Genomic DNA, 24,492 nt, shown 5'->3' with positions numbered 1-24,492 from the left:
TTGTGGGCTGTGTATTTTTGGGCGGTATCGCCATGAGTATCGTGGTGGAAAATCTGACGGTCAGCTATCAGCGCAGGCCGGTGGTGCATCATGTCGATATGGTGTTTGAAGATGGCAAGATGTGGACGATTTTCGGGCCGAACGGCGCGGGCAAATCGACCCTGCTCAAAGCCATTATGGGCTTGCAGAAGACGGATACGGGCAGCGTGCGCTATGAAAATATGGCGCGCAAGGACATTGCCTATCTGCCGCAGCAGTCGGACATTGACCGCAGCCAGCCGATGACGGTGTTTGAACTGGCGGCGATGGGGCTGTGGTATGAAATCGGCTTTTTCGGACGTGTGAACGCGGCGCAGAAAAAGCGTGTGATGGCGGCTTTGGAACGCGTGGAAATGCAGGATTTTGCCACGCGCCAAATCGCGCACTTGTCCAATGGTCAGTTTCAACGCGTGTTGTTTGCACGGATGCTGGTGCAGGATGCCAAATTTTTGCTGCTGGACGAGCCGTTTAACGCGGTGGATGCGCGGACGACTTATGCGCTGTTGGAAGTTTTGCGACAGTGTCATCAGGACGGTCAGGCTGTGATTGCCGTGTTGCATGATTACGAGCAGGTAAGGGCATATTTTGCCAACACGCTGCTTTTGGCGCGTGAAAAAGTGACTGCCGGTGCGACGGAAAATGTGTTGACCGATGAGTTTTTGGCACAGGCAAACCGAATGATGCAGAAACAGGAAGCGGCCGATTGGTGCGCGGTTTAATGGACAAGGCCGTCTGAAAGTAAGTATTTTTCAGACGGCCTCAGGCTTTCAGAGATTAAGAAAAAAGCGATAAAACATGAATTTATATGATTTGGTCGTCGCGCCGTTTGCCGAATTTGACTTTATGCGCTATGCCCTGGCGTCAATTTTCTGCCTGGCATTGAGCACGGCGCCTGTCGGTGTGTTTTTGGTGATGCGCCGCATGAGTTTGGTGGGCGACGCCTTGAGCCATGCGGTTTTGCCCGGTGCGGCCATTGGCTATATGTTTGCCGGTTTGAGTTTGCCTGCGATGAGCGTCGGCGGTTTTGCGGCCGGTTTGCTGATGGCTTTACTGGCAGGTTTGGTCAGCCGGTTTACTTCATTGAAAGAAGACGCGAACTTTGCCGCATTTTATTTGAGCAGCCTCGCCATCGGCGTGGTTTTGGTCAGCAAAAACGGCAGCAGCGTCGATTTACTGCATTTGCTGTTTGGCTCGGTGTTAGCGGTCGATATTCCGGCTTTGCAGCTGATTGCCGTTTCTGCGAGTGTCACTATTTTGCTTATGGCGGTCATGTTCCGCCCGCTGGTGTTGGAAAGCATAGACCCTTTGTTCCTCAAGGCTGTAGGCGGTAAGGGCGGCTTTTGGCATGTGTTGTTTTTGGTGCTGGTCGTGATGAATCTGGTTGCCGGTTTTCAGGCATTGGGTACGCTGATGTCGGTCGGTTTGATGATGTTGCCGGCGATTACTGCCAGACTGTGGGCGAAAAGCATGGGTTGGCTGATGATTTTGTCTGTAGCATTGGCTTTGCTTTGCGGCTTGGCAGGACTGTTGTTTTCCTACCATATCGAAATCCCGTCCGGCCCGGCGATTATTTTATGCTGCGGCACGCTTTACCTGATTTCCGTCGTGTTCGGTTGGGAAGGCGGCATTTTGGCAAAATGGCTGCGCCGCAAGAAACACCGTACGGCATGATTTTTCAGACGGCCGCTTGAATAATCAGGCGGTCTGTTTTATGATGATGTTAATGTTACGTTATATCACTGGAGAGAATATGAAACATTGGAAACTCGGCATCGTTGCCGCATTATTGACCGGTGTAGCTTATGCCGCTCCGTTGCCTGTTGTCACCAGCTTCAGCATTTTGGGCGACGTGGCCAAACAGATTGGCGGCGACCGCGTGGCCGTTCAAAGCTTGGTGGGCGCCAACCAAGACAGCCATGCCTACCACATGACCAGCGGCGACATCAAAAAAATCCGCAGCGCAAAATTGGTATTGCTCAACGGCTTGGGCTTGGAAGCCGCCGATGTACAGCGCGCAGTCAAACAGAGCAAAGTGCCTTTCGCCGAAGCGACCAAAGGCATTCAGGCGTTGAAAGCAGAAGAGGGCGGCCATCATCATGACCACGATCATGAAGGCCATCATCACGATCACGGCGAATTTGACCCGCACGTTTGGACCGACCCCGTCTTGATGGGTACTTATGCACAAAACGTTGCCAATGCGCTGATTCAAGCCGACCCTGAAGGCAAAACCTACTATCAGCAACGTTTGGGCAACTATCAAATGCAGCTGAAAAAACTGCACAGCGATGTACAGGCTGCCTTTAATGCCGTACCTGCCGCCAAGCGTAAAGTCTTGACCGGACACGACGCGTTCTCTTACATGGGCAAACGCTACAATATTGAATTCATCGCCCCTCAAGGCGTGAGCAGCGAAGCCGAGCCGTCTGCCAAACAAGTGGCTTCCATCATCCGCCAAATCAAACGCGAGGGCATTAAAGCCGTCTTTACCGAAAACATCAAAGACACGCGCATGATTGACCGTATCGCCAAAGAAACCGGCGTCAATGTCAGCGGACGTTTGTATTCTGATGCACTGGGTGGCGCACCGGCCAACAGCTACATCGGCATGTACCGCTACAATGTCAAAGTTTTGACCGATGCTATGAAAAAATAAAGCGGTTTCAAGATAAAGGCCGTCTGAAACCTTAAAAACAAGGTTTCAGACGGCCTTTTATATGCTTATTTTTAAAATAAATCGTCAAATTTAAAATATAAAAATAAAATTTGTGCTATTAAAAGTTTGATTATCAAAAATTCATGCTAATTTGCTTGGTAAGTACGCACCATCCGTGCGAATTGCTTATCGGTTGTCTGCCGGCCACTCACGGCTTGACTTCACCCTGTTACAATTCGGCATCTTCACGTTTCTTAATATTACATCATGAGCAACCATTCGTCTTGGTCATCCAAAATCGGCTTTGTGCTTGCTGCGGCAGGCTCTGCCATCGGTTTGGGTGCAATTTGGAAATTCCCTTATACAGCCGGTACCAACGGCGGCGCCGTATTCTTTCTTTTGTTTTTGATTTTCACCATTTTGGTGGCTTTACCGGTTCAACTGGCTGAGTTTTACATCGGCCGTACGGGCGGTAAAAACGCCATTGATTCCTTTAAAGTATTGCGCCCGGGTTCGCAGTGGCCGTGGGTCGGCCGCATGGGTGTGGCCGCGTGTTTTATTTTGCTGTCGTTTTACAGCGTGGTCGGCGGCTGGGTGTTGAACTACGTCGTGCACAGCTTTACCGGTGAAATTCATGCCGGCGCAGACTTTGAAGCCTTGTTCGGCAACACGATTTCTTCACCGTTTGGTTCGCTGTTTTACCAAGGCTTGTTCATGCTGATTACCATTTGGGTGGTTAAAGGCGGCATTTCAGACGGCATTGAAAAGGCAAACCGCGTGTTGATGCCGGGTTTGTTTATCCTCTTTATCGCACTGGCTGTCCGTTCGCTGACCTTGCCCGGCGCAATGGAGGGCGTGGCATTCTTGTTGAAACCGGATTGGTCGTATTTGAAACCGGGCACGATGCTGACTGCTTTGGGTCAGGCGTTTTTTGCATTGAGTATCGGCGTGTCTGCGATGATTACCTATGCCTCGTATTTGGGTAAGGATCAGGATATGTTCCGCTCCGGACATACGATTATGTGGATGAACCTGTTTGTATCATTGCTGGCCGGTTTGGTGATTTTCCCTGCGGTATTTGCCTTCGGTTTTGAACCCGGCCAAGGCCCCGGCCTGATTTTTGTCGTGTTGCCTGCGGTTTTCATGAAAATGCCGATGGGGACTTATTTATTCGCCGTATTCATGCTGTTGGTTGTTTTTGCAACGCTGACTTCCGCATTTTCCATGCTGGAAACCGTGATTGCGGCAACCATCCGCCAAGACGAGAAAAAGCGCAGCAGCCACACTTGGATAATCGGTATTGCGATTTTCATAGTCGGTATTCCTTCGGCGCTGTCTTTCGGCGTATGGAGCGAGTTTAAAATTTTCGGCAAAACCATTTTTGACTTGTGGGATTTCATCATTTCCGCCGTCATTATGCCGATTGGCGCATTGAGCGTTGCCGTGTTTACGTCATGGGTTCAGGACAAACAGTCCGTCCTGCGTGATGCGGGCATGGGCAGTACCGTGCCGAAACAGCTGCTTTGCCTGTGGCTGGGTGCGCTTCGCTATCTTGCGCCGATTGCGATTGTTGTGGTGTTCATCAACTCTTTGGGTTTGATTTAAACCGATAGTGGGCAGACAGTCCGGCGAAGCAATTCAACTTCGGGCTGTTTGTTTAAAACATCATGAAAAATATTAAGGCCGTCTGAAAAATGTTCAGACGGCCTTTTTATAGATGCGCGATGCTGGGTTAGAACTTCGCTTGCAGTCTCAGCCATGCAGTACGGCCGGGTTCATTCACGCGCATGGTTTGCGTACCGGCAGACGGGTCGCCGCCGCGGCTGACGAATTCAGCATAGGTTTTGTTGAACACATTGTCCACGCCGCCTTGCAATGTGGCGTATTTGCTGAATTTCCAACCAGCGTTGAGCGAGAGTACGCCAAAGCCCGAAGATGCGCCGATGTCTTGGCCGACGATATTGCCTTGGCCTTTGCTGTAACGGTTTTGTTTGGCTACGACGCGCCATAATGCGCCCGCGCTGAATTTACCGTTGTCAAAGGCAAGGGTGTTGTTCCACTCGAGCGGCGGGGTTTGTGCCAAAGGTTTGCCGTCGGTACGGTTTTTGCCGTGGGTGTAGGCGAGGCTGGTGCCGACTTCCCAGTTAGGCGCAAATGTCCATTTGACTTCGGCTTCGCCGCCAAAGCGTGAAGCGTTGATGTTGCGCACGTTGAAATTCATGCCTTGGCGCTCCATCATGATGAAGTCTTTGATGTCGCTGCCGAATACGGATACGGATGCGTGGAGGTTAGGACGTTTCCAGATTACGCCTGCATCGATTTGGCGGTTTTGCTCTGCGCGGATGGCTTTGTGTTCGGAGCGCAGGCGTTCCCAGTAGTCAGGCGCGCGTTCGGCAATACCGAAGCCGGCATAGTATTTCAGGCCGTTGTCCGTATTTCTTTCCCAACGCAGGAAGCCTGAGTTCAAATTGAATTTTTGATGTTTCAAAACGGGGTCGGTAACGCGCGCGGTATCGTAATGCGCTTTGACTTGGTCATGGCGCAAACCTGCTACCCAGCGTTGATTGTTGGTGTGCTGCCAAGAGGCTTCGGTGAAAATACCCCATTGTTTGAAACTTTGGTTGGGCATGTAAGGCTTGTGGCTGTAGCCGTCGCCACCACGCTCCATGCGTGCGACGTGGACGTCGTCCAGATAATCCAAACCGGTTTGCAGGTTGAGCTTGTCCCAGTCGAAAGTGGCTTTCAGACGGCCTGTATCGGTATTGCGTTTAGGGTTGTTGGCATTTTTAATCTGCATGCCGGCAGGGTTGCGGATGGTACGCAGGCTGTATGTGTCCATCACGTGGTCGATTTCGCTTTTACCGTAGCGCAGTTCCAATTCGCTGAACCATGGGGTGAGGTTGCGTTGGGTAAAGCGGATGTTCCATGCATCACGGTCGAATTTACTGCCGTCCATCATGCGGTCGGCGTAGGCAACCTTGGCTTTGCTGCGCTCGTATGTACCGGCAATGGTGGTATTTTCTGTCGGGGTAACACCCAGTTGCAACATTTGGCTGTCGCGTTTGAAGTTGGAGTGAATGCGGTTGCCGTCGCCGTCTTTGTAATCGTCGGCTTCGTTATGGGAGATATTGGTACGGACGTAGCCGTATTTGCCGCCGAACTCGGCTTCCAGCGAGCCGTCAAGGCGGTCGTTGCTGCCTGCTGTCAGAGTGGCATTGATGTTGTAAGGTTTTTCAGTGAAGTCAGGGTCTTTACGGATAAATTGCACCGAACCGCTGACCAAGCCCATACCTTGGGTGACGGTTTGCGGGCCTTTGGTGACCACGACTTTATCAAATGAATTTGGGTGAATATAGGCAGTCGGCGGGTCCATGCGCATACCGCAACCGCCATAAATAAACTGGTCATCGGCATTGACGGAGAGGCGCGAGCCGCCCAAACCGCGGAACAGCGGATCGCCCGAGCTGCCGCCTTTGCGGATGATGCTCATGTTGGGCACGGATTGTAAAAGGTCTGCCCCGTCTCCGGCAGGGAGGGGTTGCAAAGCAGCTTTGGGGTTGAAAGTAACGCGATTGGCTTTTTCTTGTTGTGTGCCGGTGACGGTGACAGGGGAAAGGGTAACCGTTTCTTCAGGTGTAGGGTTAGTCTCTGCCCATGCTTGGGATACGGCTAAGACGATAGGCAAGATAAGTAATGGTGGGTATTTCATATCGTTTCTCTCTATTATTAGGAATTATATTAACTAATACCTAGGTATTATACATAAAGTCTAGTGAAATAGAAGCAGTGGGATTTTAATCTAAATCAATATTTTCAGATTTTTGGCGTATAGGTTGTTTATTAAGATTGGTCATACCAAAATATTGATTTGAAGACATTGGTGAGGTTAATCAATAAAAATGAATGTGTTTGAATTATAGTCAATTAAAATCAAAATAGGACAGTAACGTATCGTCAAATCGGGCGTAATCAGACAATACGGTTCGCAGATACCGCTTAATATTCGCCCACACCTTCTCAATCGGGTTGAGCTCAGGTGAATAAGGTGCAAGAGGCAATACCTTATGTCCCCATTTTTCCGCCATTTCCCGTAAGACACCCATACGGTGAAATCGCGCATTATCTAAAATAATCACCGATTTTTGAATCAATGCGGGCAGTAGGCATTGCTGAAACCACGCTTCAAAAAAGACTCCGGTCATCGTATTTTGATAAACCATCGGAGCAATCAGCCGGTTGCCGACTTGTGCGGACACCAGAGATAAGCGTCGGTATCTTTTCCCACTTATCTGCGCTTTCACTATTTGCCCTTTCAGGCTGCGGGCATAGGGGCGGAACAGGTAGCGGTCAAATCCTGTTTCATCCAAATAAACACGTTGGTAGTCGGAAAATTTGGCCAGCTGTGTCAAATAATGCGTTACTTTGGCCGGGTCTTGTTCTTTGTAAGTGGTGGTCTTTTTTTGCGCGTCATCCCCATCTGTTTGAGTGCATAGCAAACGGCGGCTGCCGTACAATCAAAATGTTTGGCGATTTCATGCAGATAGGCATCCGGGTGTTGCCCAACATATTGAGCCAGTTTTTGCCTATCCAATTTGACGGCATTTAGACCGGTAACTTGATGTTTTAGGCTGCCTGTTTGTTTTTTAAGGCGAATCCACAGGTAAAGCGTGTTTCTTGACAAGTTAAACGTCGCTGCGGTTTGGCTGATGTTTTTGCATTGTTCGTAATAGTTTAAAGCTTTGTTTCTTAAGTCCGCAGAGTATGCCATGGTTAAACCTTCAAAGTTGAGTATTGTACCATTTTGTTTTTAATTGACTATAACTTAAGCCATCTTCGATTCACGCATTCCCCTACTGTTTAAACGAAACGGAAATGACGGTAAACCCGATCACGCCCACAACGACAAAAAGGTCGTCTGAAACCCAAATTGGATTTCAGACGACCTTTTATTTCAAGCCGGTTGGCTTATTTGTTGAAGAAAACCAGCGTCCACGGCAAAACATAAGCTTGCAGCAGGGTCAGCAGGCCGACGAAGGTACAGAAAATCAAGCTGTGTTTCACGGTGAAGCGGAACAGGTTGGATTCTTTGCCTTCCAGACCGACTGCCGCGCAGGCGATGGCGATGGATTGCGGCGAAATCATTTTGCCGGTCACGCCGCCGGTGGTGTTGGCAGCGACGGTCAGCTCGGGTACGACGTTGATTTGATGCGCGGTGCTGGCTTGCAGCGAACCGAAGAGCGCGTTGGCGGAGGTGTCCGAACCGGTCAGGAATACGCCCAGCCAGCCGAGGAACGGCGAGAAGAACGGGAACACGGTGCCGGTGGCGGCGAGGACGAGTGCCAATGTGGACGACAGGCCTGAATAGTTTGCCACGAATGCAAAGCCAAGTACCAAGCCGATAGACAGGATGGACAGGCGCAGTTCTTTGAGCGTTTCAAAGAAAGTGCTGACGGCTTCGGAGGGTTTCATTTTCAGCAAAGCGGCGGAAACGATGGAAGCAAACAGGATTGCCGTACCGACTGCGCCGAGGAGGTCAATTTTGAACACGGCGGCGTATGGTGTCGGTTCGCTGACGATGGGCGCGGCTTTTTGTACCAAGTTGTGCAGCATCGGCCAGTCGAATTTGATGGTGGCAACGCCCAAAGCCTCTTTAACACCCTTAATCGTCCACACGCTGACGAAAACGGTCAGGATGGCGAAAGGCGACCAGGCTTTGATGATTTGCCCGGCAGTGTATTCGCCCGCTTTGCGTTCGGACGGTTTTTTCATGCCGTTGAAGGTGAAGATTTCTTTAGGCTGCCATTTTTTCAGGAAGGCAGACAGGCAGACCAGGCTGACCAATGCGGAGGTCACGTCGGGTAACTCGGGGCCGATGAAGTTGGCGGTAATGAACTGGGTAGTGGCGAAAGACACGCCTGCCACCAATACGGCAGGCCAAGTTTGGCGTATGCCGCGCATACCGTCCATCATGGCGACCAACCAGAAAGGAACGATAATCGACAGGATCGGCAGTTGGCGGCCGGCGACCTGACCGATGTGGTAAGGGTCGAGGTTGGACACTTGACCGGCAACCAAGATTGGAATACCCATCGCACCGAAAGCCACGGGTGCGGTATTGGCAATCAAACACAAACCGGCGGCGTAGAGCGGGTTAAAGCCTAAGCCCACCAACAACGAGGCGGTAATCGCCACCGGCGCGCCGAAGCCTGCCGCACCTTCGAGGAATGCGCCGAAGGAGAAGCCAACCAGCAACATTTGCAGGCGTTGGTCTTCGGTAATCGAAATCACGGAAGCGCGGATGATGTCGAACTGCCCTGTTTTCACAGTAATTTTATACAGGAACACAGCAGTAACGATAATCCATGCAATCGGCCACAAACCGTAGGCAAAGCCGTACAGCGCGGAAGAAACCGCCATGCCCGCAGGCATTCCGAAACCTAATACGGCAACGCCAAGTGCAATCAGCAGCGTATAAAGCCCCGCCTGATAACCCTTGAGCTTCAAGACGGTCAGTGCAACAAAGAAAAAGATAATGGGCAGGAGGGCGACGGCTGCCGTCAAATACAGGCTGCCGCCCACTGCGGTATAGTTTTGAATCCAAGTTTCCATTGGGAAAATCTCCGAATATTTTTCTAATATACTTTCCTAAATTGGTAAAACCAATTTTTTGAACGGAGGACACTTTACGAAACTTTAATATGGCAGTCAATTATTTTTTTAAGCAACCTTGCTACATAAGTGCAAAATTGTTATTTAATTTTAAATAAAACAAAACATTATATGAATTGTAAAAATGTAACCCGATATAGTTTTAAACCATATTCGGGTAGAACAAGCCATATTGACGGGATATGGCCGGTTAATTAGAATACCGCGACATTGGGCACACCAATTTGGTCATGCCAATTTTGACGCAGATTGCCATTTCAGACGACCTGCCGCATCACATTATCGGATTTGAGTCTTCTTCATAGGAAAATATGAAGAAAAAGAGGAATTACAATGACAAAACTGGTTCGGCCACAAAAAATCAGCGACCAAATATTGTCGATATTAGAAGAACGGATTGCGACTGGCGTTTACGAAAAAGGCGGCAAAATCCCGCCCGAACGTACCTTGGCGGAAGAATTCGGCGTATCGCGCCCCTCGGTCAGGGTCGCGCTGAACATCCTGATTGCGCGGCAGGTTTTGGAAGCGCGTCAGGGCGATGGCTATTACGTTTCCGTCAAACCGCAACAAGATTTCCTCCAAAGCTGGCAGGAATTGCTCGGCAAACATACCAACTGGGAAACCGACGTTTTCGATTTCAGCTGTCACGTTGAAGGCTGTATGGCGGCACTGGCCGCCGAAAGACGGACTGACGCCGACTTGAAACGGATTGACTTTTGGCGGCAGAAATTTGAAGCGGCCTGCGAAAGCGGAAATTTGGAGCATCAAGCCGAAGCAGACGTTAGCTTCCATCAAACCATTGCCGATGCCGCACACAATATCCTGTTCAGCCACCTTTCCAGCAGCCTGCTCAAAATGCTTTATCAGCAAACACGCAGCGGCATTATCTATATCCATCAAACCGAAGACCCGCGCCCGACGCTGATTGCCCAGCACAGTGCTATTTTTGAAGCCATTGTCCAGGCCAAACCAGCCGAGGCGGCGGAAGCGGCAAAACTGCATTTGAATTATGTCGCCCGCCGCATTTTGCAGGACAGGGAATATCAAAGCCACAGCGAGCATGCGGACGTATTGGCGCAAAATGATTTGAAACGGGTAGATTGGTAGCGTTTAAAAATAATCAGGCCGTCTGAATTTTTTCAGACGGCCTGATTTTGCAAATAAGGCTTTTTAGTGCCACAATCTTCCCCATTCTGTCTAAAAACAAAGGAAGCACCATGTACCGTCATGTCGAGTATTATCCGGGCGACCCGATTTTGAGTTTGGTTGAAACCTTCAAACGCGACGAGCGTTCTGAAAAAGTCAATTTGAGCATAGGCATTTATTTTGATGGCGAAGGCAAAATGCCGGTTTTGGAATCTGTCCTCCGGGCAGAAGCAGAGCATGCGGCCGTACCGCGCCCATCGCCTTATCTGCCGATGGAAGGTTTGGACACTTACCGAAGCGCGGTTCAGCGTTTGCTGTTTGGGCAGGATAATCCGGCGTTGGCAGAAGGGCGCGTTGCGACCATACAGACCTTGGGCGGCTCGGGGGCGTTGAAAGTCGGTGCCGACTTTTTGCACCGTTGGTTCCCTGAAGCGAAAGCCTATGTCAGCGACCCGACTTGGGACAACCATAAGGGTATTTTTGAAGGCGCAGGTTTTGAAGTGGGGGCGTATCCTTATTACAACTCTAAAACCGTCGGCGTGAAATTTGAAGAGATGACTGCGTTTTTCAAAACATTGCCGGAAAACAGCGTCTTGATTTTACATCCATGCTGTCAAAACCCGACCGGCGTAGATATGTCGCAAGCGCAATGGGATGAAGTGTTGAACATCATTAAAACGCACAAGCTGATTCCGTTTATGGATATTGCCTATCAAGGTTTCGGCGAGGATTTGGACAGCGATGCCTATGCAATCCGTAAAGCCGTCGAAATGGGACTACCTTTGTTTGTCAGCAACTCTTTCTCGAAAAACCTGTCGCTGTACGGAGAGCGCGTCGGCGGTTTGAGCGTAGTGTGTCCCAATAAGGAAGAAGCAGAGCTGGTGTTCGGACAGTTGAAATTTACCGTCCGCCGTATTTATTCCAGCCCTGCCGCGCATGGCGCATACATCGCTTCTGATGTGATGAACAGCGAGGAGCTGCGCGCTTTGTGGGAAAACGAGGTTTACGCCATGCGCGACCGCATCCGTGCCATGCGTCAGAAACTTTATGATGTTTTGACGGCCAAAATTCCCAATCGCGATTTCAGCTATTTCATCAAACAGCGCGGTATGTTCAGCTATACAGGCCTAACCGTAGAGCAGGTACACCGCTTGCGTGACGAATTTGCTGTTTATCTGTTGGATTCGGGCAGGATGTGTGTGGCCGGTTTGAATGCATCAAATATCGATTATGTGGCCGAGGCATTTGCCAAAGTGTTGCAATAGCCATGCAATCTGAAATTGAATGTAGTTTTATTTGAAGTAAATCAAAAGGCCGTCTGAAAAATTTTCATCTTTCAGACGGCCTATTTATAATTGGCGCACCCAACAGGGATCGAACCTGTGACCTCCAGCTTCGGAAACTGACACTCTTCCAACTGAGCTATGGGTGCGAGAGCCGTAAGGTTAACGCATATTGGCGCCGTTGGCAAAGTTTATCTTGAAAGTGTCAGAAAGTGGCATTGGCGGTCACGCTTTTGCATGGGTGGAATATTCAAATAACTACAAAGGTTTACAAGAATCAGACGGCCTTTTTGAGGATTTTTGCGTATCTTTTTCTCAAGATGGATTGGAAAGCCTTTGCGAATTCAGTATAATCCAGCAAAATATTGTTAACTGCGTTTAACACATAAACTATAACTTACAGCACAACCTAACCTAACGGCGAGGCCTACCAAATGAAACAACTCCGCGACCACAAAGCCCAAGGCTCTGCATTGTTCACCCTTGTGAGCGGTATCGTTATTGTCATTGCAGTGATTTACTTCCTGATCAAACTGGCGGGAAGCGGTTCATTCGGCGATGTTGCCGAAACAACCGAAGCTGCGACTCAAACCCGTATCCAGCCAGTCGGCCAACTGAAATTGGGCGACGGTATTCCAGTCGGCGAGCGTCAAGGCGATCAGATTTTCAACAAAATCTGTATTCAATGTCACGCGGCGGACAGCATCGTTCCCAACGCGCCTAAATTTGAAAACAAAGGCGATTGGGCACCTCGCATTGCACAAGGTTTCGATACCTTGTTCCAACACGCTCTGAACGGTTTCAACGCAATGCCTGCCAAAGGCGGTGCGGCTGATTTGACCGATCAAGAATTGAAACGCGTCATTACTTACATGGCCAACAAAGCCGGCGGTACTTTCCCGGATCCTGATGCCGCAGCTCCTGCCGATGCAGCCGCTTCCGGTGAAGCTGCTTCAGCTCCGGCGGCTGAGGGTGCGGCTCCTGCAGATGCTCCTAAAGCAGACGCTGCCAAAGCTGAAGACAAAGGTGCAGCTGCCGGCGGTGCAGACGGTAAAAAAGTTTACGAAGCAAGCTGCCAAGCATGTCACGGCGGTGCAGTTCCAGGTGTTCCTCATGTAGGTAAAAAAGAAGACTGGGCTCCTCGTATCAAACAAGGTAAAGACACCCTGCACAAACACGCACTCGAAGGCTTTAACGCAATGCCTGCCAAAGGCGGTAACGGTAGCCTGAGCGATGATGAAGTGAAAGCTGCAGTTGATTACATGGCTAATCAGTCTGGTGCTAAATTCTAAGATTTGATTTTGAATCTCGAATAGGAAGCGCATTCTGCAAAAGGATGCGCTTTTTTCGTGCAGGAAATCCGGATCTTGCTATAATACTGAAGTAGTAAATTATTCTCATGATCAAGGGTCGTCTGAAAGATTCAGACAGCCTTCGAATACAATCAAGATTCTTTTAAAGAAGTTCAACAATATTCACATACGACAAAACAATCACGGAGTTATCTCATGGCAAAAAAATATTTCGGTACTGACGGTGTACGCGGCGAAGTTGGTCAATTCCCTATCAATCCTGATTTTGTCCTGAAATTGGGTTATGCGGCAGGTCAGGTTTTGGTACAGCACGAAGGAGAAATGAAACCGACCGTCTTAATCGGTAAAGACACGCGTATTTCAGGCTATATGTTGGAGGCTGCACTGATTGCCGGCTTTACTGCCGCCGGTGTCAATGTTATTCAAACTGGCCCTCTGCCAACCCCGGGCGTAGCATACCTGACCCGCGCTTTGCGTTTGTCTGCCGGTGTGATGATTTCTGCTTCCCATAATGTTTATTCCGATAACGGCATTAAATTCTTTGCTGAAGGCGGTGTGAAGTTGAGCGATGAAATCGAGTTGGAAATTGAAGCCAAAATCGATGAGGAAATGAAAACCCAGCCGTCCAGCCGTTTGGGCCGTGCGCGCCGGATTAATGGTGCAGATGACCGCTATATCGAGTTTTGTAAATCTACTTTCCCAAGCCATTTGGACTTGCGCGGTCTGAAATTGGTGGTCGATACCGCCAATGGTGCGGGCTATGCAGTTGCGCCTAAAGTATTCCACGAATTGGGTGCGCAAGTGGTCAGTATCGGTGATGAGCCAAACGGCTACAACATCAATGAGAAATGTGGTGCAACCCATCCGAAAGCTTTGCAAGCGGCTGTGTTGCAAAATGAAGCTGATTACGGTATTGCCTTGGATGGCGACGGCGACCGATTGATGATGGTTGACCGCAATGGCAAAGTGTATGACGGCGACAGCCTAATTTATGTGATTGCTAAAGCACGCGCGCACGAAGGCGTGGAAATCGGCGGCGTGGTGGGTACAGTAATGACCAATATGGCGATGGAAGTTGCTTTGAAAGAGCAGGGCGTTGATTTCTGCCGCGCCAAAGTGGGCGACCGCTATGTGTTGGAACAGCTCCATCAACGCGGTTGGCTGATTGGCGGCGAAGCCAGCGGTCATATTTTGTGCATGGACAAACACAATACCGGCGACGGCATTATTTCCGCGCTGCAAGTTTTGGCCGCACTGCAAACCTTGAATCAAGACCTTGCCACTGTTTGCGCCGATTGGCAGCCGTATCCGCAAACCATGATTAACGTCCGCATCAAAAAAGGCCAAAACTGGCAGGATGCTTCCAAAGAGGCTTTGGCTGAAGTGGAAAAAGAACTCGAAGGCAAAGGCCGCGTGGTCTTGCGTGCATCCGGTACCGAGCCTGTCGTGCGTGTGATGGTGGAAGCCAAACAGGCGGACTGGGCGAAAAAAGGCGCAGAAAAAATTGCCGCTGCCATTCAAGGTCAAAAGTAACAGTATGTTTGATGTTGAATTGAACTAAATAAAAGGCCGTCTGTTGTTCAGACGGCCTTTGTGTTTCATTAGAAGCTTAATTGCTCAAGACATCAACGCCTTTAGGAGGCGTGAATTTGAACATACCGCTGGAAAGGTTAGGTTTGGTGTTCAAACCGCTGAAGCTGATGCTGGTTTGGTTGCCGAAGCTGTCTTTCAGTTGCATGGCGGCGAGGTTGTCGCCTTTGAAGCCGATGCGGATGTATTGGTAGCCGGCGTTGTTTTTCTTAGGCGTAGCCAAAACGTAGTCAATGCCGTTGGCAGAGCCGTCTTCTTTCAGCGTGTAGCTGCTGTCCAATGCCGTTTTGTTGGAGAGGATGGCGGCAGGGCTGTCGCCGATGGTTTGGTCTTGTGAGGACTTGGTTACTTGCGCCAAATCTACGTCATAGAGCCAAATGGTTTTGCCGTCGCCAACGATGGTTTGTTTGTAGGGTTTGGTGTATTCCCATTTGAACAAACCCGGGCGCAGGATTTTGAATGTACCGTATGTGGTTTGGGTTTTCTTTTTGCTGTGAACGGTTTGGCTGAAGTTGCCGCTGATACCGTCGGCGTCATTATTGAATTTTTTCAGGGCGTCCACTGCGCCGGCTTGTGCAAAGCCGATGGCTGAAGAAAGCAGCGCGGCAGCGGTCAGGGTGAACAGTCGGGTAGTTTTCATGTTTTGGTTCCTTGTTCGGAGAGATGGGTTCAGTATAGACGTTATGGTGTAACAGGCAAGGGGCTGAAGGGCGGGTTTAATTTGTGTAAATATGAAAAAACTAAGCAAGTATCTGAAATAACTTTATTTCTCCAGACGTCCTGTATTTGGTTTTGACGTTTTTTTAATGAAACGCATAAGGGCTTGGTGTGGTATTTAATGTCATTTTACGGAAAGCGTGAAATTATAGTCTTTCTGTTTGCTTTTTAAAACGGTTATAATATTTATCTTTTTAAAACAATGGTTTTGTATGTATCTGAATCCTTATCCTTTATTGGAACAGGCTTTGCTGTCGGACAATCCGGATGAAAAGGGAAGATTGACGCAGGCCTTGTTTGCGCAGTTGGGCGAGGCGGAAGGTTTGACGGTTGAGGAGTCGAAACCTGTGGATTGCCGTTTTGCAGGCCATCCGTTGCGTCCGCGTTTGGTTGCGCCTTCGGAGGTTACACCACGCAAGATGAATACGGTCGAAGGCTATGCGGCGATGTTGCACGCGATTGCGCACATTGAATTTAATGCGATTAATCTGGCTTTGGATGCGGCGTATCGTTTCCGCAATATGCCGTTTCAGTTTGTGCGCGATTGGGTAAGGGTGGCAAAAGAAGAAGTGTTTCACTTCGGCTTGATGCGTGGCCGTCTGAACAGCTTGGGCTACGATTACGGCGATTTTGAAGCGCACGGGCATTTGTGGGACATGGCGTATAAAACCGCTTACGATCCCTTGTTACGCATGGCTTTGGTGCCGCGGGTATTGGAAGCGCGCGGTCTGGATGTTACGCCGGGTATTCGTGCAAAAGTAGCGCAGCGCGGCGATATGGAAACCTGCGATGTGCTGGATATTATTTATCGCGATGAAGTAGGGCATGTCGCCATCGGCAATCATTGGTATCAGCATCTTTGCCGTGAGCGCGGTTTGGAACCGGTCGCCCTGTTCCGCAACCTGATTGCGCGTTACGATATGTTTATCTTCCGCGGCTACGTCAATATCGAAGCGCGGGAACGTGCTGGATTCAGCCGTTTCGAGCTGGATATGTTGGAAGATTTTGAGAAAAGTTTGAAACAGGATAAAAAGGCCGTCTGAAACGGTAAAACCATCATGGCACATCATCACGATCATTCGCACGCGCACACGCATACCACCAATAAGCAGGTATTGCGCATTTCATTTTTTGTCATTGCCGGATTTATGCTGGTTGAGGCGGTCGGCGGCTGGCTGACCAACTCTTTGGCCCTTCTTTCCGATGCGGGGCATATGTTCAGCGATGCGTTTTCGCTGGGCATGGCATTGTGGGCATTCAAACTTGGCGAGAAACAGACCACGCTGCAAAAGACATTCGGTTACAAGCGTTTTGAAATTTTGACGGCGATGTTTAACGGATTGTCGCTGGTGTTGATTGCGGCGATGATTTTTTATGAAGCAGTCAAACGATTGTTTTATCCGCCGGAAATTTTGACGGGCGGTATGTTGGTGGTCAGTATTATCGGATTGCTGGTCAATATCGGCGTTGCCGTTTATATGTTGAAAAATGGCGATACCGAAGAAAACGTCAATATGCGCGGTGCGTATCTGCATGTAATCAGCGATTTGTTCGGCTCGATAGGGGCGATTGTCGCAGCAGTGCTGATAATGGCGTATGGCTGGCAATGGGCGGATACGGTTGCCAGCGTATTGGTAGCGGCTTTGGTAGGGCGCAGCGGCTGGATGCTGTTTAAACAGACTTTGCACATTTTGATGGAAGGTGCGCCGGAAAACATCCATACCGATGAGTTGCTCAGCGTGATCCGCAATACGGAAGGCGTAAAATCCGTTCATGACTTGCATGTTTGGACGATTACCAGCAATATCCACGTTTTATCCTGCCATATTGTTGTCGATGGCAGCATGACGGTTGCCGAATCCGAACAAATCGCCTACCGCATCGAACATGAATTGGCGCATCATAACATCGGACATTGTACGATTCAGATTGAAAGCGAACGGCATCCGCATAAAGATGAAGTCTTGTGTTCGCAGGAAATGCATGAACATCATCACCATTAACCATATTCAGGCCGTCTGAAACTTGTTGAATTGTTCAGACGGCCTTCTAAAATCATCAAAGGAACACTTATGACCCAAGCCGTATTATTCGACCTTGACGGCACGCTTGCCGATACCGCACTTGATTTGGGTGGCGCGCTCAACACGGTATTGCGCCGACACGGTTTGCCAGAAAAAAGCATGGATGAAATCCGTCCGCAGGCCAGCCACGGTGCGAGCGGTTTGCTCAAACTTGGTGCAGACATTACGCCCGATCATCCGGACTATATGCAATGGCGCAAAGAGTTTTTGGATGAATATAGCCGCTGTTATGCCGATCAAACCATCTTGTTCGACGGCGTAAACGAAATGTTGGAAGCCTTAGTTCAACGCGGTATCCAATGGGGCATTATTACCAACAAGCCCATGCGTTTTACCGATGTCCTCGTGCCTAAGCTCGGGTTTACCGTGCCTCCTGCCGTCATTGTCAGCGGCGATACTTGCGATGAACCCAAGCCCAGCGTGAAGCCTATGTTTTATGCGTGCGAACAGATTGGCGTTGAGGAGCAGCGATGTTTTTATGTCGGCGATGCAGAGCGCGATATGCAGGCAGGCAAAAATGCAGGCATGACAACCGTGCTTGCTGATTGGGGCTATATTTCTGCCGAAGACCAAACCGAAAACTGGCTTGCCGATTTTCGTATTGCCACGCCTTTGGATTTGTTGGCAATCTTGCGTTAAAACCCTGTAATAATCCGTTTTCAGACGGCCTGAAACGGCGTAAAATTACATAAATTTGTATTTTTTCAACCGTTTTACTACTTGTAAAGAGAAAAATCATGTTCTTCAAGCATATCGAAGCAGCTCCTGCTGATCCGATTTTAGGTTTGGGCGAAGCGTTTAAAGCCGAAACCCGTTCCGAAAAAGTCAATCTCGGCATCGGCGTGTACAAAGACGCATCCGGCGCAACGCCTATTGTCAAAGCCGTCAAAGAGGCTGAAAAACGCCTGTTGGAAAGCGAGACAACTAAAAATTACCTGACCATCGACGGCGTTGCCGACTACAACGAGCAAACCCAAATCCTGTTGTTTGGTAAAGACCACGAAATCATTGCCAGCCGTCGCGCCAAAACAGCGCAAAGCCTTGGCGGTACAGGTGCATTGCGCATTGCGGCCGAGTTTGTCAAACGCCAGTTGAACGCGCAAACCATCTGGATTTCCAATCCGACTTGGCCAAACCACAACGCCATCGCCAAAGCGGTCGGTATTCAAGATAAACCTTATCGTTACTATGATGCTGCCAAACACGGTTTGGATTGGGACGGCATGATTGAAGACTTGAGCCAAGCGCAAAAAGGCGACATCGTCCTGCTGCACGGCTGCTGCCACAATCCTACCGGCATCGACCCTACGCCCGAACAATGGGAAACTTTGGCAAAACTTTCTGCCGAAAAAGGCTGGTTGCCACTGTTTGACTTTGCCTACCAAGGCTTTGGCAATGGCTTAGAAGAAGATGCCTACGGCTTGCGCGTGTTCTTGAAACACAATACAGAATTGCTGATTGCCAGCTCTTATTCCAAAAACTTCGGTATGTACAACGAGCGCGTCGGCGCGTTCACTTTGGTGGCCGAAGATGAAGAAACGGCAGCCCGCGCCCACAGCCAAGTCAAAACCATCATCCGTACCTTGTATTCCAACCCGGCTTCACACGGTGCGAACACCATTGCGCTGGTGTTGAAAAATGATGATTTGAAAGCACAATGGATTGCCGAACTCGATGAAATGCGCGGCCGCATCAAAGCCATGCGCCAAAAATTTGTCGAGTTGCTCAAAGCAAAAGGCGCAACTCAAGACTTTGATTTCATTATCGAACAAAACGGTATGTTCTCTTTCAGTGGTCTGACTCCCGAACAAGTTGACCGTTTGAAAAATGAGTTTGCCATTTATGCCGTCCGTTCCGGCCGCATCAACGTCGCCGGCATTACCGATGACAATATCGACTACCTGTGCGAAAGCATTGTGAAAGTCTTGTAATTGTCGAATTAAAGGCAAAGGCCGTCTGAATCATTCAGACGGCCTTTATTTTTGACTGTGGAAACTTATCCGGCAACTGCGTTCATTCCCCAATAAATCATGGCATAGCGCAGCAGTTTGCCTGCAATCAGAATGATGGCGCAATGCAAAGCATTAAGCCTGAGCCAGCCTGCGGCAAGGGGGAGGGCATCGCCGATAATCGGCAACCATGCAAATAATAGCGGCCAAATTCCCCATCTTTGTATACGCGCCAATACTTTTTCAGACGGCCTTTTCTTGGACGGAAACATTCTGCCCATGTAATACGAAACCATACTGCCCAAGCCATTCGCCAAACCGGCACATAAACATGCGCCGAGGGCATGTTGCGGATATTGGTACACAAATGCGGCGTATGCCGCCTCGGATGTACCCGGAAGTAGTGTGGCAGAAGTGAAGGCAGAAGCAATCAGGGCAAGGTAAGCGTAAAGAGGGGGCATATTTTGAGTTGTATCAATGAGTATTGTAAAAAAGAAATAACAAGCTTAATAAGAAGATTATGCCTTTATTTTTTTAATCTATTAAAAGATAAATCCAATATTATTAAATTTTTTACAATTAAACGGCTGAAGGATAATGTAGTCGGCTGTTAGAAAATAGTTTTCAAAGTGACGGATTATCAGTATGATACGGGCGGCTGTTAATGGGTGTTAAGTTTAATGAACTGATTTAAGCTCATTTTTCCAGCGAATCTTAACAAAACGAAAGGCAAATCATGTCTGCGCATTCACAACAAAATCATACTCCTGCGCTGGTCGTTCTGACCACACTCTTCTTCATGATGGGTTTCATTACCTGCATGAACGATATTTTGATTCCGCACCTGAAAGATATTTTCGAACTGACTTATGTTCAGGCGATGCTGATTCAATTCTGTTTCTTTACCGCTTATGCGATTATGTCGATCCCGATGGGTTATTTGGTCGGCAAAATCGGCTATAAAAACGGTGTAATCGGCGGTTTCGTATTGACTGCCATCGGCTGTCTGTTGTTCTATCCTGCCGCCGGCAGCCATTCTTATCCTACTTTCTTGGGTGCGCTGTTCATTTTGGCTTCAGGTGTAACGCTGTTGCAAGTGGCGGGTAACCCTTATGTGACCCTGCTGTCCAAACCAGGTAAAGAATCTGCAACACTGACTTTGGTTCAGGCATTCAACTCTTTGGGTACGACCATTGCTCCGCAAATCGGGGCATTCCTGATTTTGGCTGATGCGACACAAACTGTCAGCAAAGCCGAGCAAATTTCTTCTGTTCAAATTCCATATTTGGGTTTGGCAGGTTTGCTGATTATTTTGGCTGTGTTCGTCAAAATGATTCGTCTGCCTGATGCAAACAAAATTGCTGAAGAAGAGAGTGAGCACAACCATGATGGTAAACACAGCGTATGGCAATACCGCCACTTGATTTTTGGTGCGGCCGGTATTTTCTGTTATGTTGGTGCAGAAGTATCTATCGGTTCTTTGTTGGTCAACGTGTTGGGTTACCTGAAAGGTTTGGACCACGCATCTGCTGCAAAATATCTGTCGTTCTACTGGGGCGGCGCGATGGTTGGTCGCTTCTTAGGCTCTGCCATCATGGCGAAAATTGCGCCTAACCGCTATTTGGCATTCAATGCTACCGCTGCTGTTGTCCTGTTGGGCGTAGCTATGTTGGCAGGTAAAGCCAGTGCAGATGTTGCGATGTGGGCATTGTTGGCCATCGGTTTCTTCAATTCCATCATGTTCCCAACGATTTTCTCTTTGGCAACCAAAGGTCTTGGCCGATTCACCAGCAGCGCTTCCGGCGTATTGTGTACTGCGATTGTCGGCGGTGCGATTGTGCCTGTGGTACAAGGTTGGGTAGCGGATACTCAAGGTCTGATGATTTCTTTCGTTGTATCAGCGATTTGTTACGTATACATCGTCTTCTTTGCTATAAAAGGCTACAAAGCTGACGAATAATTCATCATGATAAAAGGCCGTCTGAAACCTTATGGGATTTCAGACGGCCTTTTTACTTTGTGGCATAATGATTTAAATGACAGGAGGAAAAAATGGCCAAAATCATTTTGCTGCATGGCTTGCATATGCATTCGTGGGTCATGAGGCCGCTGGCGTATTTGCTGGAACAAGAAGGTTTTGAAGTTGCTCTGTTCGATTATTACAGTGTTTTGCATTCGATGAACCGACATGTTGAAGATCTAGCGCGATGGATTGATGAGAACCATGCTGATGAAACGCTGCACTTTGTCGGCCATAGTTTGGGCGGCTTGGTTTTACGCAATTTTGCGGCGGCATATCCGGATAAAGTCAGCGGCCGTATCGTTACCATGGGTACGCCGCACCAAGGCAGCCGTGCCGCGCAACGTGTGCTCAATTTGGGTTTGCAAAAGCCGGTATTGGGCGGCTCTTACAAAGGGGCGTTGGACGGCAGTATGCCTGAGTTGCCTGTCGGTATTGAGTTGGGCAGTATTGCCGGTAACAAACCGTATGGGCTGGGCCGTGTTTTAGGTTTGCACGGCGAACATGATGGTACGGTTTTGGTCAGCGAAACGCATTGTCCGAATATGCGCGATCATGTCGTTTTGCCGGTCAGCCATAGCGGTATGCTGTTCAACCGCAAAACTGCCGGGCAAGTGGTGGCATTTTTGCATGATGGATATTTTAAAAAGCAATAAAAACACCATTTATTCTAATTAAAAAATATTTTATTCTAAATAATTTGTTTATTTTAAAGAAAATGGCAAGGATTTGTGAGCGTTGTTTTCGTAAAATAATCAGCAGGCCGTCTGAAACCGGTTTTTCAGACGGCCTGTTATGCTAAAATCTGTTAAATACTTATTAAAAAGGCAAAGAACAATGTTTGCTTTCAAATCCTTACTCAATATGCCGCGTTTCGAAGCCATTGCGGTGGCCTTGGCTTTGGTGGCGGCAATGGGTTATACGATTATTTCGCTTGAATGGCTGCCGCATATGTCGATTGTGACGGCGATTGTGGTCTTGCTTTTGTACGGTTTGATGCGCGGCTTGAAATATCAAGACATGCAAAACGGTATGATCGGCGCGGTCGGGCAGGGCATGGGCGCGATTTATCTGTTTTTCTTTATCGGCCTGATGGTCAGCGCACTGATGATGAGCGGTGCGATTCCGACGCTGATGTATTACGGTTTCGGATTGATTTCGCCGACTTATTTTTATTTTTCGGCGTTTGCGCTTTGCTCGGTCATCGGTATTTCCATCGGCAGTAGTTTGACGACTTGTGCGACTGTCGGCGTAGCCTTTATGGGAATGGCGGCTGCGTTTCATGCTGATATGGCGATGACGGCAGGTGCGATTGTGTCGGGTGCGTTCTTCGGCGATAAAATGTCGCCGCTTTCCGATACGACCGGTATTTCTGCTTCGATTGTCGGCATTGATTTGTTCGAGCACATCAAAAACATGATGTACACCACTGTGCCTGCGTGGTTGATCAGTGCGGCGTTGATGTTGTGGCTCTTGCCCAATGTTGCCGCGCATGACATGAACAGCGTCGAGGCTTTCCGCGCGCAATTGGAGGCAACCGGTTTGGTGCATGCCTACTCGCTGATTCCGTTTGCTTTATTGGTTATCCTCGCCCTGATGCGCGTCAATGCCATTGTGGCCATGCTGTTTACCGTTGTGGTGGCGCTGATTGTGACTTATTTCCACAGTACGCCTGATTTGAAACAGCTGGGCGCGTGGTTTTACAGCGGATACAAACTCGAAGGCGAAGCATTTAAAGATATTGCCCGATTGATTTCGCGCGGCGGCTTGGAAAGCATGTTCTTTACACAAACCATCGTGATACTCGGCATGAGCTTGGGTGGCCTGTTGTTCAGTATTGGTGTGATTCCGTCTTTGCTGGAGGCCATTCGTGCGTTTCTGACCAATGCCGGACGCGCTACTTTCAGCGTGGCCATGACATCGGTCGGCGTCAACTTCCTGATTGGCGAGCAATATTTGAGTATCCTGCTTTCCGGCGAAACCTTTAAGCCGGTTTATGACAAACTCGGCCTGCATTCGCGCAACCTTGCCCGTACGCTGGAAGATGCGGGTACGGTGATCAACCCGTTGGTACCTTGGAGCGTCTGCGGCGTATTTATCAGCCATGCCTTGGGTGTGCCTGTTTGGGAATACCTGCCTTACGCCTTCTTCTGCTACTTGAGCTTGGCTCTGACGCTGGTGTTTGGCTGGACAGGGCTGACTTTGAGTAAGAAGTAAACAGCATTTAAAATGGCAATGCTTTTATAAAGCAAGGCCGTCTGAAAGCAATTTCAGACGGCCTTGTTTTACTTGAAGTAGCCGTATCAGCATGATTTCACTATAATTGCTGCGCCAATAAAAAAATAATCCAAACAATGAACAAACAAATCCGCCAAGAAATTTTCGAGCGTTTCCGCGCTGCCAATCCGCATCCGACTACCGAGTTGAATTTCAGTTCGCCGTTTGAGCTGCTCATCGCCGTTTTATTGTCTGCTCAGGCGACTGATGTCGGTGTGAACAAAGCGACTGCCAAGCTCTTTCCCGTTGCCAATACGCCGCAAGCCATGTTGGATTTGGGGCTGGACGGTGTGATGGAATACACCAAAACCATAGGCCTTTACAAAACCAAATCCAAACACATCATGCAGACTTGCCGTATTTTGCTGGAAAAATACAATGGCGAAGTGCCTGCCGACCGAGAGGCTTTGGAATCTTTGCCCGGTGTTGGCCGGAAAACTGCCAACGTGGTATTGAACACTGCATTCGGGCAACCTGTTATGGCGGTCGATACCCATATTTTCCGTGTGGCCAACCGTACTAAAATCGCGCCGGGCAAGGATGTGCGCGAAGTTGAAGACAAGTTGATGCGCTTTATTCCCAAAGAATTTTTGATGGATGCCCATCATTGGTTGATTTTGCACGGCCGCTATACATGTAAGGCTTTGAAACCTCAATGCAGCAAATGTTTGATTAATGATTTGTGCGAATATCCGGCAAAACTGTAAATAAAAACAGATAAAAAAAGGCCGTCTGAATTTCAGACGGCC

Annotated in this window: 21 protein-coding genes and 1 tRNA gene; 16 read left to right on the top strand and 6 right to left on the bottom strand. The window is 49.0% G+C overall.

Going from position 1 to position 24,492, the window contains the following annotated elements; all coding sequences use genetic code 11:
* The first annotated feature begins 32 nt into the window (after window positions 1-32).
* The 4 genes from HMPREF3047_RS00505 to HMPREF3047_RS00490 all read left to right on the top strand — a co-directional run bounded on the left by HMPREF3047_RS00505 (window position 33) and on the right by HMPREF3047_RS00490 (window position 4,300).
* The gene (locus tag HMPREF3047_RS00505) at window positions 33-758 is read left to right on the top strand and encodes a metal ABC transporter ATP-binding protein (RefSeq protein WP_070607635.1); all 726 of its coding nucleotides are present in this window, start codon (window positions 33-35) and stop codon (window positions 756-758) included.
* A gap of 76 nt (window positions 759-834) precedes the next feature.
* Window positions 835-1,710 carry a metal ABC transporter permease gene (locus HMPREF3047_RS00500; RefSeq protein ID WP_070711856.1) on the top strand — a complete coding sequence of 292 codons (876 nt, stop codon included), beginning with the start codon at window positions 835-837 and terminating at the stop codon, window positions 1,708-1,710.
* Window positions 1,711-1,789: 79 nt separating this feature from the next.
* Window positions 1,790-2,695, top strand: a complete 906-nt coding sequence (locus HMPREF3047_RS00495) for a metal ABC transporter solute-binding protein, Zn/Mn family (protein WP_141756535.1) — start codon at window positions 1,790-1,792, stop codon at window positions 2,693-2,695.
* A gap of 267 nt (window positions 2,696-2,962) precedes the next feature.
* Window positions 2,963-4,300 carry a sodium-dependent transporter gene (locus HMPREF3047_RS00490; protein WP_070711850.1) on the top strand — a complete coding sequence of 446 codons (1,338 nt, stop codon included), beginning with the start codon at window positions 2,963-2,965 and terminating at the stop codon, window positions 4,298-4,300.
* Window positions 4,301-4,427: 127 nt separating this feature from the next.
* On the opposite strand, the gene HMPREF3047_RS00485 is transcribed toward HMPREF3047_RS00490, so the two are convergent.
* The 3 genes from HMPREF3047_RS00485 to HMPREF3047_RS00470 form a co-directional block, all read right to left on the bottom strand.
* Window positions 4,428-6,404: a TonB-dependent copper receptor gene (locus HMPREF3047_RS00485; protein ID WP_070711846.1), complete on the bottom strand. Its 1,977-nt coding sequence runs from the start codon at window positions 6,402-6,404 to the stop codon at window positions 4,428-4,430.
* A gap of 211 nt (window positions 6,405-6,615) precedes the next feature.
* Window positions 6,616-7,463 (bottom strand): IS630 family transposase gene (locus tag HMPREF3047_RS10810; protein WP_141756534.1). Its coding sequence is split into 2 segments (ribosomal slippage): window positions 6,616-7,148 and window positions 7,148-7,463, totalling 849 coding nucleotides; the frame shifts between segments, so codons are not numbered across the junction.
* 197 nt (window positions 7,464-7,660) lie between these two features.
* Window positions 7,661-9,304 carry a lactate permease LctP family transporter gene (locus tag HMPREF3047_RS00470; RefSeq protein WP_070461656.1) on the bottom strand — a complete coding sequence of 548 codons (1,644 nt, stop codon included), beginning with the start codon at window positions 9,302-9,304 and terminating at the stop codon, window positions 7,661-7,663.
* 393 nt (window positions 9,305-9,697) lie between these two features.
* Here HMPREF3047_RS00470 and HMPREF3047_RS00465 point away from each other — a divergent pair, with 393 nt between their 5' ends.
* Both HMPREF3047_RS00465 and HMPREF3047_RS00460 read left to right on the top strand, forming a co-directional pair.
* The gene (locus HMPREF3047_RS00465) at window positions 9,698-10,471 is read left to right on the top strand and encodes a FadR/GntR family transcriptional regulator (RefSeq protein ID WP_070461657.1); all 774 of its coding nucleotides are present in this window, start codon (window positions 9,698-9,700) and stop codon (window positions 10,469-10,471) included.
* Between the two features lie 110 nt (window positions 10,472-10,581).
* The gene (locus HMPREF3047_RS00460; RefSeq protein WP_070583815.1) at window positions 10,582-11,775 is read left to right on the top strand and encodes an amino acid aminotransferase; all 1,194 of its coding nucleotides are present in this window, start codon (window positions 10,582-10,584) and stop codon (window positions 11,773-11,775) included.
* Window positions 11,776-11,866: 91 nt separating this feature from the next.
* Here HMPREF3047_RS00460 and HMPREF3047_RS00455 read toward each other — a convergent pair.
* Window positions 11,867-11,942: transfer RNA gene (locus HMPREF3047_RS00455), tRNA-Arg, on the bottom strand.
* Window positions 11,943-12,227: 285 nt separating this feature from the next.
* On the opposite strand from HMPREF3047_RS00455, the gene HMPREF3047_RS00445 reads away from it, so the two are divergent.
* Window positions 12,228-13,085, top strand: a complete 858-nt coding sequence (locus HMPREF3047_RS00445; RefSeq protein WP_070711841.1) for a c-type cytochrome — start codon at window positions 12,228-12,230, stop codon at window positions 13,083-13,085.
* Between the two features lie 216 nt (window positions 13,086-13,301).
* Entirely contained in the window at window positions 13,302-14,639 is a 1,338-nt protein-coding gene (glmM, locus tag HMPREF3047_RS00440) for a phosphoglucosamine mutase (RefSeq protein ID WP_070711838.1), read from the top strand.
* Between the two features lie 76 nt (window positions 14,640-14,715).
* Here glmM and lolA read toward each other — a convergent pair whose 3' ends face one another.
* A complete protein-coding gene (gene lolA / locus HMPREF3047_RS00435; protein WP_036493771.1) occupies window positions 14,716-15,336 on the bottom strand; it encodes an outer membrane lipoprotein periplasmic chaperone LolA in 621 nt (206 codons plus the stop codon).
* A gap of 289 nt (window positions 15,337-15,625) precedes the next feature.
* Here lolA and HMPREF3047_RS00430 point away from each other — a divergent pair, with 289 nt between their 5' ends.
* The 4 genes from HMPREF3047_RS00430 (at window position 15,626) to HMPREF3047_RS00415 (ending at window position 19,428) form a co-directional block, all read left to right on the top strand.
* Window positions 15,626-16,456: a ferritin-like domain-containing protein gene (locus tag HMPREF3047_RS00430; protein WP_070711835.1), complete on the top strand. Its 831-nt coding sequence runs from the start codon at window positions 15,626-15,628 to the stop codon at window positions 16,454-16,456.
* A gap of 15 nt (window positions 16,457-16,471) precedes the next feature.
* Window positions 16,472-17,416 (top strand): cation diffusion facilitator family transporter, encoded by a 945-nt coding sequence (locus tag HMPREF3047_RS00425; RefSeq protein WP_070711832.1) that lies wholly within the window; start codon window positions 16,472-16,474, stop codon window positions 17,414-17,416.
* A gap of 69 nt (window positions 17,417-17,485) precedes the next feature.
* Window positions 17,486-18,136 carry an HAD family hydrolase gene (locus HMPREF3047_RS00420; RefSeq protein WP_070711828.1) on the top strand — a complete coding sequence of 217 codons (651 nt, stop codon included), beginning with the start codon at window positions 17,486-17,488 and terminating at the stop codon, window positions 18,134-18,136.
* A 98-nt stretch (window positions 18,137-18,234) separates the two neighbouring features.
* Window positions 18,235-19,428 (top strand): amino acid aminotransferase, encoded by a 1,194-nt coding sequence (locus tag HMPREF3047_RS00415; protein ID WP_070711824.1) that lies wholly within the window; start codon window positions 18,235-18,237, stop codon window positions 19,426-19,428.
* Between the two features lie 65 nt (window positions 19,429-19,493).
* Here HMPREF3047_RS00415 and HMPREF3047_RS00410 read toward each other — a convergent pair whose 3' ends face one another.
* Window positions 19,494-19,907 carry a YqaA family protein gene (locus tag HMPREF3047_RS00410; protein WP_049331084.1) on the bottom strand — a complete coding sequence of 138 codons (414 nt, stop codon included), beginning with the start codon at window positions 19,905-19,907 and terminating at the stop codon, window positions 19,494-19,496.
* Between the two features lie 275 nt (window positions 19,908-20,182).
* On the opposite strand from HMPREF3047_RS00410, the gene HMPREF3047_RS00405 reads away from it, so the two are divergent.
* From HMPREF3047_RS00405 to nth, 4 genes are all read left to right on the top strand, one after another.
* On the top strand, window positions 20,183-21,406 hold the full coding sequence (locus tag HMPREF3047_RS00405) for a sugar MFS transporter (protein WP_070583818.1): 1,224 nt from the start codon (window positions 20,183-20,185) through the stop codon (window positions 21,404-21,406).
* Window positions 21,407-21,498: 92 nt separating this feature from the next.
* Window positions 21,499-22,122, top strand: coding sequence for an alpha/beta fold hydrolase (locus tag HMPREF3047_RS00400; RefSeq protein WP_070711820.1), 624 nt, complete (start codon window positions 21,499-21,501; stop codon window positions 22,120-22,122).
* A 181-nt stretch (window positions 22,123-22,303) separates the two neighbouring features.
* The gene (gene nhaC / locus HMPREF3047_RS00395) at window positions 22,304-23,683 is read left to right on the top strand and encodes a Na+/H+ antiporter NhaC (RefSeq protein ID WP_003747540.1); all 1,380 of its coding nucleotides are present in this window, start codon (window positions 22,304-22,306) and stop codon (window positions 23,681-23,683) included.
* Between the two features lie 137 nt (window positions 23,684-23,820).
* A complete protein-coding gene (nth, locus tag HMPREF3047_RS00390; protein WP_003747538.1) occupies window positions 23,821-24,450 on the top strand; it encodes an endonuclease III in 630 nt (209 codons plus the stop codon).
* The last annotated feature ends 42 nt before the right edge of the window (window positions 24,451-24,492 follow it).

This window comes from Neisseria sp. HMSC075C10 (assembly GCF_001815615.1).
Taxonomy (GTDB): Bacteria; Pseudomonadota; Gammaproteobacteria; order Burkholderiales; family Neisseriaceae; genus Neisseria; species Neisseria subflava_A.
This window is presented reverse-complemented; position numbering and strand designations above follow the sequence as displayed.